Origin of the sequence: Rhizosphaericola mali (genome assembly GCF_004337365.2) — a bacterium.
GTDB classification, from domain to species: Bacteria; Bacteroidota; Bacteroidia; order Chitinophagales; family Chitinophagaceae; genus Rhizosphaericola; species Rhizosphaericola mali.
Genome location: NZ_CP044016.1, coordinates 2,323,719 through 2,335,350, shown reverse-complemented (window position 1 = coordinate 2,335,350; position 11,632 = coordinate 2,323,719). Strand labels below are relative to the sequence as shown.

The following is an 11,632-nucleotide window of genomic DNA, read 5'->3' as shown; positions in this document are numbered from 1 at the left end:
GTACTTTATGAAAAAATATTTATATTTTATAGTTTTCCTATTTCTGATGAGTTGTAGTAAGTTTTTTGATGTAAAGCCATCAACTACTAATGTAAATCCTACTACTATTTCAGATTTTAAGGAAGTTTTGAATACGGATTCAAATGCTTCTTGTAATTATTTGATAGTTGATATTAGTAGTGATGCGGATAGTTTTACGAACCTAATGACTGGCGTTCAAAATTTTCCATATGCTAAAGCATATCAATGGCGAAAAAAGATCTGGGACGATGGGCAATCGGATGAAATGTACAATTCTTCTTATTCTAGAATATTACAAATGAATGTAATTTTGGATAGAATAAATAATGCAACAATAGATGCCAATAGTAAAGAAGTAGATAGAGGTATAGTAAAATCCCAAGCTAAAATAAATAGAGCCTATTATTATTGGCAATTAGCTAATATTTATGGACCAGCATATCAATCAAGTACAGCATCACAGGATTTGACGGTTCCATTAATAACAACAACTAATGCGAATCTATTACCCAAACGCGCTAATGCTGCGGATATGTACAATTTTATAATATCCGAACTATTATATGCAGTTTCGAATCCGAATCTTGAAAATATGGGCATAGATATTATTCACCCGGGAAAAGCATCTGGCTTTGCACTTTTGGCTAGAACATATCTTTATATGAATAAATTTGACAGTGCTGAGATATATGCCGATTCCGCACTTGCTATTAAACGTTCTTTGGTGGATTACAATTCGTATAATGTTCCAACACAATTATTATCATTGTCGACAAATCCAGAAGTTTATTTAGGTCGTTTTTGTAATGATGAAAGTTTTTACAATGTGGCTTATAGTTCATTCTATGCGTCAGGAGATTATATTAATTTGTTAACCTCTTCTGATCAGCGTTTGAATTTGTATTTTCCTTATGATCGTACAATTAGATGGTATGGTACATACGTCTTAACAAATAATTCAAACCTTACTTTTGATTATAGTATTTCAGTTCCTGAAATGTTGCTTACTAAAGCGGAATGCCTTTCACGTAGAGGGCAATACTCGGATGCGATTGCTCTAATTAATACATTAAGGGAAAAAAGAATCTCATCTTTCAGTTATTCTCCGATTGAGGATTATAATGCAAATAATACAGACTCAATTGTATTGGCAGAAAGAAGAAAGGAATTAAGTTTTCATGGCGGATTAAGGTGGTTTGATTTAAAAAGACTGAATAGAGAAGGGAAATACACAACGACCTTATACCGATATGATTATGATGCAAACTATAATGTAATTACTACTGCAAGTTTGTCTCCTAATTCTCCAAATTATGTATTTCCATTTTCTACTTTGATTATTAACAACAATCAAAATATGGTTCAAAACGAAAGAGAATAACATTTAAATAATTACTATGCAAAAATATTATTTATCCACTATAAGATTTTTATTGGGATTTACCATATTGGTATCAATATTTATTAGTTGTAAGAAAGATTTATACGCCGATTCTTCGGATATCTATGCTCAATTGAGTGCCAATAAATTTTTTGAGCTAGGTTCGGCTTCTGCGGATATCGTGAATGGCAAAGTTTATCATGATACCACCTATAGTTATCCCGCTATTCCAATTTTACTCAATGGTGTCGCAAACAGTGATATGCATATAACGGGTGTCATTGATACTACACTTGCAGCTGAGATAAATGAGTTTTATAAATCAAATAATTTAGTAGCAAAAGTTGGGGCATTTCGTCTTAAAAGCGATACTTTAACGGTACATGCTGGCACGTCAATAGTTACGGATTCTTTGTATGGAATGTTGGACGATGCTCGTTACCTTGATTCTGCAGGGGTATATGTTATACCGGTTAGAATTAACACGACTAACAATGAGTTAATTAAAAATCCAATCGCATTGTTTCGAATGGGATATACTCAAACTAATTACTATGGTAGGTTCTCTTCTGGTAATTATTATTCTGAAGACAATCCAAGTTTATATACGTATTCTAGTAATGTAAATAATTTCGGATATTTCGACATAGTTGTAAACCGCAAAAATCATAATCAAGTGGGTGATTTAGTTTTCAATATTAATCCTGGAGTTTCGAGTCCATTTCATTATGGCAGTTTAAAAATTCTGGCAGGATTGGATTTTGAAAATTCAATAATCAATGATTTTAAAACAACTGTCGACACCGTAGAACGCCTAAACAACTATGCTATAATGCCTTCTGGTAATTTAAAAATTGAAACTGGTGCTGTGGTAGTTCAACAAGATAATTATTCATCTTGGGACAATTTTGTTTATCGTCTTTCAAATTTATCTTCCTTAAGTGCTGATTCTAATTATTTGTTTTACTTTCATTTACCTGCTAATTCAGATACAAATTATTTTCCACCAGATCCGAACAAGGCCTATTCAAACATGTTCGTACGTGTCAAGTGTAATGATTTGAAATCACTTAATATAGATTCGAATAATGCGGTGGTAAATGGTTCCTTAATGGATCGCGCAAATTGGAATGTGTATTCCTCGCAAGGAAATGATAGTACTTATGAAGCCAATTATTATAATTATTTGATACCTTCTAACGCCATTGACGGCGATGTAGATACCTATTGGGGACCTATGGGATTTACTACCTCAAGTGCTTTTTTTATCAATATGCAAAATGCGCATAGTGTCAAAGGATTTAGAATATTTCCTAATTACATTGATCTGACGATGGATATCCTGACTGCCGAGATTCTGAGTAGTAATGATGGTAATAATTGGACTTCTCAAGGATATTATTTCGGATCTGTTACAGACCCTAACTCCTCAAAAGATAATCCCGACTATAAATATATTCATTTTAACAGTTCCGTCAATGCGCAATATTTTCAAATCAAAATTTTATCAACTTCAAATTATTATTCCACTTCTTCAATTCCTGAGATTGTGGGTTATGAATAAATATTTCTTTATGCTTAGAACAACTATGATTTTTCTATTTGCCTTTTTACTTATCAAAACTCAGGCACAACAAAAGAATTTCACTATTACTGGTAATATATCTGATACTTTAATAAAAGAAGTTTATTTAAAATATGATGTGGGAGATCGTACGATACATGACTCTGCAAGAGTCGATAATGGTAAATTTGTTTTTCAAGGTAGTGTTTATTCGCCCACACTTGCATATATTTCAGATCGTTCTTATATGCTCGTTTTTCAACCCTATTTTATTGTGAACGAAAATGACCAATTGACTTTTCATTTAGTTGAAAATGATTTTGAAAAAGCATATGCAACCGGTTCGAGAGATAATGAATTATTATCAAAGTATAGATCGTACTATCATGAAGTTGATTCCAGTTTTCAATTAAAAACAAAAAAGTTGGATACTGATCGAGATGACTCTACTTATCTTATCTACGATGAAGAGAAAAAAGATCAAATTATCGACTATTCGATTGCTTTTGTTAAGCAACATCCGGATAGTTATTTATCAATGATCTTACTATATGAAATAGTGAAAAAAAATAGTGTATTAGCCGATAGTTTGTTTCAAACTTTAGATGCTGATTTAAAATCAACATATGGAGCCAAAAAATGTCTGAAAACGATTAACTATTTCAATTTATCTGCCATTGGTAAAAACGCCCCGAATTTTACACTAACTGATAGCTCCGGTAAAAATTATGCGCTGAAAGATTTGAAAGGGAAATATGTATTGGTTGATTTTTGGGCTAGTTGGTGCGGACCTTGTCGAGCAGAGAATCCAAATTTGAAAAAAGCATATAAAACCTACAAATCCAAGAATTTAGAAATTATAGGAATCTCCATAGATGATGATAATCACATCCTGGAATGGAAAGATGCATTGAAAAAAGATGGTACAACATGGACGCAATTAATCGATAATAAAGATGCCAAAGTCGCTGATGCTTATGGCATTTCATTTATACCTGCCAATGTTTTAATTAACCCAGATGGGATTATTGTTGCCAAAAACTTACGTGGGCCTTTATTATGGAAAGTATTAGATAAAATTATAAAATAATATACATGAAATTCGCTTTTTTAATTTTTTTAAGTTCTATAGTGTGTCAAATTGGGCGGAGTCAATTCTATTCAGATTTAGATAAAGATTTCAAAACGGATTCTTTTTATATAAAGGATTTAGATATGAAGCTGAGCAATGCTATACATCATGATGCAAACGCGCCTTTATATTTACAAGATTTGCAAGAAAAGTTTTCAAAACTGAAAATGGTACAATCCTTAAAATTGGACTTAGTTTCTGCAAAAAATGTCAAGGATGCTTCCAAAAACTTATTTGAAGAAAGGAAAAATGCCGTTTGGATAGTAAGTAAGTTGTTTAATTCTAAATATGATACGGCCAAAATAGTGGTGCCGATTGCAACTGCTTATAGTATTGACAAGTCGGGAATATGTGTATCTAATTTTCACGTATTTTCTGAAGTTTTTTTTCCTATGAGATCCAGGATTACGCAGAAAATTCAACAAGACAGTAGTCTGTTTTTTTTACAAAATATTGATGGAGACATTTACTTTATTGATTCGATTTTAGCATACGATCCCATAAATGATATAACAGTATTTCATATTCGTTCAAAAAGTGCAGATTTGCCATTTATTCCAATTGCTAAAGAATATACCATAGGGGAAAAAGTGTATTTAATTTCTCATCCAGATAACAATTTTTACTATCTAAGTAATGGAATTATTAATAGAAAATATAGAGATTATGTCAACTATAGAATAGATGGTCCATATCCCAAATATATCATGGACGTCTCGGCTGATTATGCGATTGGCTCTAGTGGTGGACCTATCATGAATGAAAAAGGGGAATTGGTAGGCATGGTGTCATCCACACATGTTATTAGCACGAATCCTGGTACGCAATATCAACAACAAATGGTTTTGAAAAGAAGTGTTCCTCTCGAAGTTATACGTAAATTATTATTTTAAATGATGCATAGAAAATTTATAATAGTCTTTGTTTTATCCGTTTTAATTAATATAAATAAATTAATTGCTCAAGAATCCATCGGCGTGAAAATAATCAAAAACTTGAGTTGGAAAGAAGTGTGTGAAAAAGCACAAAGAGAGAATAAGTATATTTTGGTTGATTGCAATAGTTCTTGGTGTGGACCATGTAAATTTTTGGAAAATCGAGCTTTCCCGATGGATACAATTGGAAAGTTGATCAATCCTAATTTTATAGTTGTGAGTGTACAATTTGACACAACAGACACGGATAATTCCTATACTAAAAGTTGGTATAGTACCGCTCAATATTTCAAAAAAAAATACAACATCCAAAGTTTCCCGACGGAAATTATTATGGATAAAAATGCCAATGCATTGTCCAAGTTTGTTGGGATGAACACTGAAGATCCTATCAATTATTTGTATGAAATAATTAATTCAAACCTTGATTCCAATAAGCAATACTATATTTTAAAATCTAAGTTTGAAAATAAACAGCTTAACTCATCAACAGATTTTAAAAACTTAATTTCCGCTTCATGGAATGCTGGCGAGTATGATGAATTTCACTACTATTTTGATGAATATTTGAAAAGCCTAAGTGATAGTTCTTTTGCTACAAAAGAAAATTATCAATTCATCGTAGATAATTTATATAGTACGCAAGATTCTATATTTTCTTTCGTGTTGGAAAATTATGAAAACATAGATCATATAGTAGGCAGTCCCGTTGCGAGAGATAGGGTTTGCGGTATTTTGTACCATTATATTTACTATAGAAATGTATTTCCTGATGCAGGAGGAATCTCTGTTAATCATTATATCTATCAAAAAGAACCGGATTGGAATGAGTTAAATAATATTTTGGAAAAAAAACATGGGAAATTGTCTAAGAATATCCTTTTATATTCCAAAATGCAATATCATTATTTGGAACGGCTGTATGACCAATATTTAGAATTGTTAGAAAATGCTACTGCTTCCAATATGCCGATTCATCAATTATTTTCAGAAACGGAGGTTCTCAATTTCTGTGATAATATTCTAAATATAAATAGCAAAAGCGAAGTCTGGTTAAAGAAAGGCAAATTATGGTTGGACGACTTGTATATCTTTCATCCCAATAAAAGAACCCTTCTACTTAAAAATGAATTTGCATCCAAACTAGCACTCCTCTCTAAGTAAAATTTTCACTAAGTAGTTATGGAAAAAGTGGTGGGTATCTTTTAACGAATTTTTTATTCTTTTGATTGCTCGTGTAAAATTTGATTCGACTGCTTTTTCTGTAATTCCTAGTTTTTGGGCGATTTCCTTTGCGGTAAGCCCTTCTTCTTTTTTTAATTTATAGACCAATTGACATTGTGTAGGCAAACTAGTTACAACACTCGTAAGTCTGTCTTGTAATTCTTTGAAGGAAAGGTGGTGCTCCGTCGAGTTAAGGTCAGCATGACTACTATTTTGAGTCATATATTTTACGTAATTATTTTCTCTTACTTTTTTTTGCCTGGCATTGATAACTTGATATTTTAATGCTGCTGCTAAGTATATATTTAGTGGCGTTTTTAGGTTCAGCGTATATCTTCTTTCCCATAGACTGATAAAGATATTTTGAACAATCTCTTGTGCTATGTAATATTCATTTAGTTTGTTACATGCTACATTGTACATTTTATCCCAATACCTTGTATAGATCTCAATAAATGCGATTTCATCATTCTGTACTAATAAATCAATCAGTACAATATCGTCATATTTTTCATACTTTCTATTCATTAGGATAAATGTGCATTCCTTTATTAGATTATAAACATGTTTTTTCTTAAGTTATTGCTTTATACAAATCAAAGAAAATTAAAGATTTTTTTAATTCGTATAGGGTATTTGTATTTTACTATGATATAGTTATAGTGTATTTAAACTAAATCTAAAAATTTTAATGCAATGGTTCTAACTAAAAAAATTAATTTTCTTGTTCTATGTTTAACTTTAAGTATCGTGTCTTTCGGACAGCTTAAAAGTAAGAAATTTACGATAAATGCAGATGTACAAAATCTGGAGTTAAAAAAAGCGTATTTGTATTATTGGGATGATAATCAAGAATATATAGATTCTACAGAGATAAAAAATGGAAAATTTTCGTTTTCTGGTACTATACAATATCCTTCTCCAGCTGAGATTGTTTTTAAAGAAGACAAATCGACTACTCCGCTGCATTTTTATATAGACTCTTCCAATATGGAAATAATGGGAAATATCGACAGCTTTTTTAATGCGAAAGTCATAGGATCACCAACCCAAGAAGAATTTCTAGCATTAAAACAATCGAATCAGAGTTATGAGAAAATAAAAAAAGATATATATTTTAAAGGTACGGGTAATCAAACTATAAGCGCTGAAGCTGTCGGTCGCAAAATTGATAGCGTTCAATATATGGAAGATATCAATAGTTTGCAGTTCATACGATTACATCCTCGCAGTGTAGTAAGCTTGAATAAATTGGATAATATGAAAAAAACGGTACCTGTTGATACGCTTCTTTTAGCGTTCAATAATTTAAATCCAATTTTGCAAAAATCAAGTGTGGGCTATATTTTAAAAAAAGAACTAATCGCATTACAAAAGACCGCAATCGGAAATATCGCTCCTGATTTTACGGCACGAGACACTAGTGGACAGGCGCATTCATTAAAAAGCTACCGAGGAAAATATGTGTTAGTTGATTTTTGGGCGAGTTGGTGTATGCCTTGTCGTGCAGAAAATCCAAATGTATTGAAAGCTTATAACGCTTATAAAAGTAAAGGTTTTGAGGTTGTGGGATTCTCTTTAGATGGCGCAAATGCCGTAAAAAATTGGAAAGATGCCATAAATCAAGACCATTTAATTTATCCTCAATTATCTGATTTACAAGCCGGTAATAGTGAGATTGTGAGCAATTATGGTGTTAGTTCCATTCCTTCCAATTTTCTTTTGGATAATAAAGGTAAAATCATTGCGAAAAATTTGCGAGGAGAAGAGTTAGAAGCGAAATTGAAAGAAATCTTTAATTAGCTTTTTCTTTGCAAAGATTTTTAAAAGATATTTGCAGTCATGGAACTTCATCATCTTAGATATTTTTTGAAAGTTGCAGATACTTTACATTTTACAAAAGCTGCAGATGAATTATTTATAACACAACCTGCGCTTTCTCAACAGATAAAACAGCTAGAAGAAGAGCTGGGTGTTCCTCTTTTTTCACGTAATGGAAAAAAGATAAAGTTGACTGATGCTGGAAATGTATTTTTGAATTACGCAAAAACTTCTGTTTTGGAAGTCGAGAAAGGGGAACGGGCCATTTCTAATTTTGTAAAAGAGGTTCAAGGCAATATTCATGTGGGTGTGATGTACTCTTATTTTAGTCCGTTGCTTGCCATTTTATCCAATTTTTGTAAAAAATATCCCAAAGTAAACGTGATTTTGGAATATGGTAATAATGAGGATTTGCAAGAGAAATTATTGTCTTCCAAATTAGATGTAGCATTAACTTTCGAAGGATTGGAAATTATGGATGAGTTGGAAATTAAGGGCTCCTTTAATACGCAATTGCAGTTGGCCGTGAATCCCAAACATGAATTAGCCACTAAAAAAGTATTTGCTATGTCCGATTTACCCAATTATTTATTGGCTTTGCCTGTAAAGGGAAATATCATTAGAGTTGTGGTGGACAACTATTTAAAAGTAAATAAAATTAATGCTCAGATACATGCGGAAGTCAATGATCTACAATTACTATTGGATATTGTTGAAGCGGGAGATTTTGTGACTATTGTAACTAATACGGCTAGCTCTAAAAGAAAAAATATCAAATTAATTCCATTAAAAGAGCAATTACAATCTCCAAAAGGAGTGGTCGTTGTACCCAAAAATGGATATTTGAATAAGGCCTCTAATTTATTTTTAGAAGCGTTACTAACCCAAATTCAATAATTCTGACGATAATAGGAATGATTATTTCCCAATATTTTTTTGTAACATCGCATTTCCATTTATTTTTTTAGGTAAATACCGAAATGGTTTAATTCCAATTTCATGAAATTAGTTGTTCAAGGTGCAAATTTGACAGATAGTCTTTTGGCTCAATTCACAATTTTATCGGGTGCATTATCCTTTACCCAAATTTCGGATAAAGTATATCGTTTTGATTACGCAAATAATCTCAAGGAAAATCAAATTCAAATATTAGCAGATTCGGAAAAGATTGATGTCGCTTTTTTAGAAGAGGATGTTTCTCTAAGCGATTTTAAGCTGTTAGCTATGGACATGGATTGTACATTTATCCAAATCGAATGTATTGATGAAATTGCGGATATGAATGGACTAAAATCTGAAGTCGCCGCTATTACTAAAGCTTCTATGTGTGGAGAAATGGATTTTAATGAGAGTTTGACTAAACGAGTCGCGTTGTTGAAAGGCTTAGATGCAAGCGCATTAAATAGAGTATTTGAAGAAAGACTACAATTATCTCCAGGTGCAGAAAAATTGCTTCAAGCGTTAAACTCCGCAGGGATTAAAACACTTTTAGTTTCTGGAGGATTTACTTATTTCACAGAAAGATTACAAGCTAAATACGGCATTGACTTTACAAGGGCAAATACTTTGGAAGTTGTAGATGGTAAACTTACAGGTAATATTCTCGGTACAATTATCAATGCAGAAGAAAAAGCAAAAACATTATTACGATGTTGTGAAGATCTAAAAATTACATCCGAACAAACGATTGCCATTGGAGATGGTGCTAATGATATGAAAATGCTTGCAACTGCTGGAATGTCTATTGCTTACCATGCCAAACCCAAAGTAAAAGCAGCAGCAAGATATACCCTCAATTATGTAGGTTTAGATGGCGTAATAAATATGTTAAGTTAGTATCTATAAAAAAGCTAATTCTTAAGATTGAATTGGCTTTTTTAATAGATACTATTTTTAAATTTATCGTCTACCACGACCTCCGCCTTGGTTGCCATTGTTCATAGGAACGGCACGTCCAGGATTTTTAAATTCAGGTTCACTTTGGTGTTGTTGTTTAAAATTTTGATAATTCTGATTTTGATTATCAATTTTTTGTTGTTCTATTTGACCATTATTATTTTGATAGTGAAACTGAGTATTGGATATTGCCGCTTGACGTTGCATTCTTTGATCTGGTGTGGATTCATAACGTTGTTGTTGTGCATATTGACGTTCTGAATTATTTTGATTTATTTGTACGCCACCTCTTCCATTAAAGCTTGCATGACTATTATTAGTGGAGAAATTGCGATTGCTATACGTATTTCTTATATTCCTACCTATATGCACCACTGCTGTATTGTACTGAAATGTATTGCCATTCCACATGCCGCCTACAAATCCAGTTCCAAAATAACCATAGCCGTAGTTAATTCCTCCATAAAAACCTACATTATTGCCCCAATATCCCGCATTCCATACATAGTCGTTACCATCATACCCCCAATATCCCGGTGTCCATAATAAACCTGGAGCTGGCGGTAAAGTCCAGTAGCCTGGAACCCAATAATAACCTGTCTCAGGTGAGTATGCCCAATATCCTGGAATCCACATATATCCGTCACCTGGACATTCTGGTTGGTCATAAGAAATAAGTGCAGGAGGTGCAAAGTTAATGGATAAACTTACTTGTGCATTAGCACGATAGCTAAAGGTTATAGCAAAGAATAAAATGAGTATGATTTGCCATTTTTTATTTCTCATTTTTCGTAGATTAAATGTTTTTTAATAGTTGATTTGATGTCAAATTTAATCGACAGTTTAACGGTAAATACAAATAAATTCAATTATAGAAATGATTTGATTGCTTAATGTATCATATTCTAAATAAAGTTATCTCAACGCGTGGAAATAACTTTATTTAAACACCGTAAATTGATGCGTAATTGTATCGATCATGGGCTTCGAAGGGTTTAAAGTGTCTAAATCGTTCGACTTAAATGCGAAAGGTACGGTGATGTTTACCATGTCCTTGTCATTTAATAATTGTATATTTTCGGGTTTGGTAAAATCTTTTTCCCAATTTTGAATAGTGTATTCGCCTGTATCTTTAAAATTAGGTTGAAGCATTACCATTCCAATTTGTTTTTCTAAAAAGGAGGATTTTTGCTCTTTTACGATGTACATATTGGACATGTCAGATGTCATAAAACCTTGGTCCACATTATACAAAATGATCCCATTTTTACTCAAATATTCTTTGCTAGGAACTACTGGACTAAGGATAGTCTGAATAGTCACACCCATCGTCATAGATTTGAATAAAAAACCAAATATTAGAACTGGAATCGGTAAAATATACAATCCGAAATAAATACGCAAAGCCCATAATTTTGTTTTCCAATAATAAAAACAAAGAAAAATGGAGTAAATAATGAATATAACTTTTAAAAGGAAAAATACATTTTCACCCAAACTATAACCCGTGTATTTACCACAAACTATATTTGCTATTATGAGAATTAAAAAAATAAAATGTATAATAAGCGGTTTCTTGTTCATGTTACTGGTTTGAGTTTGTTGGACTACAAGATTGTCGCCAAGTTTAATTTTGTTTTTTTTCCGTCTATTGCAAA

The 11,632-nt window shown here is 32.0% G+C and carries 11 protein-coding genes; 8 read left to right on the top strand and 3 right to left on the bottom strand.

Features of this window, described 5'->3' with window-relative positions:
* The first annotated feature begins 7 nt into the window (after positions 1 to 7).
* From E0W69_RS10265 to E0W69_RS10245, 5 genes are read left to right on the top strand one after another with little or no spacing between them, the layout of a single operon-like run.
* On the top strand, positions 8 to 1,402 hold the full coding sequence (locus tag E0W69_RS10265; protein ID WP_131329970.1) for a RagB/SusD family nutrient uptake outer membrane protein: 1,395 nt from the start codon (positions 8 to 10) through the stop codon (positions 1,400 to 1,402).
* 16 nt (positions 1,403 to 1,418) lie between these two features.
* The gene (locus tag E0W69_RS10260; protein WP_131329969.1) at positions 1,419 to 2,966 is read left to right on the top strand and encodes a discoidin domain-containing protein; all 1,548 of its coding nucleotides are present in this window, start codon (positions 1,419 to 1,421) and stop codon (positions 2,964 to 2,966) included.
* Positions 2,967 to 2,976: 10 nt separating this feature from the next.
* Positions 2,977 to 4,056 carry an AhpC/TSA family protein gene (locus E0W69_RS10255; protein ID WP_191968029.1) on the top strand — a complete coding sequence of 360 codons (1,080 nt, stop codon included), beginning with the start codon at positions 2,977 to 2,979 and terminating at the stop codon, positions 4,054 to 4,056.
* Positions 4,057 to 4,061: 5 nt separating this feature from the next.
* Entirely contained in the window at positions 4,062 to 4,991 is a 930-nt protein-coding gene (locus tag E0W69_RS10250) for a S1 family peptidase (protein ID WP_131329967.1), read from the top strand.
* Complete coding sequence (locus tag E0W69_RS10245) at positions 4,992 to 6,197, top strand: thioredoxin family protein (protein WP_131329966.1); 1,206 nt, start codon at positions 4,992 to 4,994, stop codon at positions 6,195 to 6,197.
* On the opposite strand, the gene E0W69_RS10240 is transcribed toward E0W69_RS10245, so the two are convergent.
* Positions 6,177 to 6,785 (bottom strand): RNA polymerase sigma factor, encoded by a 609-nt coding sequence (locus E0W69_RS10240; RefSeq protein ID WP_131329965.1) that lies wholly within the window; start codon positions 6,783 to 6,785, stop codon positions 6,177 to 6,179. The two genes, E0W69_RS10245 and E0W69_RS10240, sit on opposite strands and share 21 nt — an antisense overlap.
* Positions 6,786 to 6,953: 168 nt before the next feature.
* Here E0W69_RS10240 and E0W69_RS10235 point away from each other — a divergent pair, with 168 nt between their 5' ends.
* From E0W69_RS10235 to serB, 3 genes are all read left to right on the top strand, one after another.
* Complete coding sequence (locus E0W69_RS10235) at positions 6,954 to 8,060, top strand: TlpA disulfide reductase family protein (protein WP_131329964.1); 1,107 nt, start codon at positions 6,954 to 6,956, stop codon at positions 8,058 to 8,060.
* 39 nt (positions 8,061 to 8,099) lie between these two features.
* A complete protein-coding gene (locus tag E0W69_RS10230) occupies positions 8,100 to 8,975 on the top strand; it encodes a LysR family transcriptional regulator (RefSeq protein WP_131329963.1) in 876 nt (291 codons plus the stop codon).
* A 102-nt stretch (positions 8,976 to 9,077) separates the two neighbouring features.
* Positions 9,078 to 9,914 (top strand): phosphoserine phosphatase SerB, encoded by an 837-nt coding sequence (serB, locus tag E0W69_RS10225; RefSeq protein WP_131329962.1) that lies wholly within the window; start codon positions 9,078 to 9,080, stop codon positions 9,912 to 9,914.
* A gap of 63 nt (positions 9,915 to 9,977) precedes the next feature.
* Here the strand turns inward: serB and E0W69_RS10220 are convergent, their stop codons facing one another.
* Both E0W69_RS10220 and E0W69_RS10215 read right to left on the bottom strand, forming a co-directional pair.
* Positions 9,978 to 10,760: a YXWGXW repeat-containing protein gene (locus E0W69_RS10220; RefSeq protein ID WP_131329961.1), complete on the bottom strand. Its 783-nt coding sequence runs from the start codon at positions 10,758 to 10,760 to the stop codon at positions 9,978 to 9,980.
* Between the two features lie 153 nt (positions 10,761 to 10,913).
* Complete coding sequence (locus E0W69_RS10215) at positions 10,914 to 11,558, bottom strand: hypothetical protein (RefSeq protein ID WP_131329960.1); 645 nt, start codon at positions 11,556 to 11,558, stop codon at positions 10,914 to 10,916.
* Positions 11,559 to 11,632: the final 74 nt, after the last annotated feature.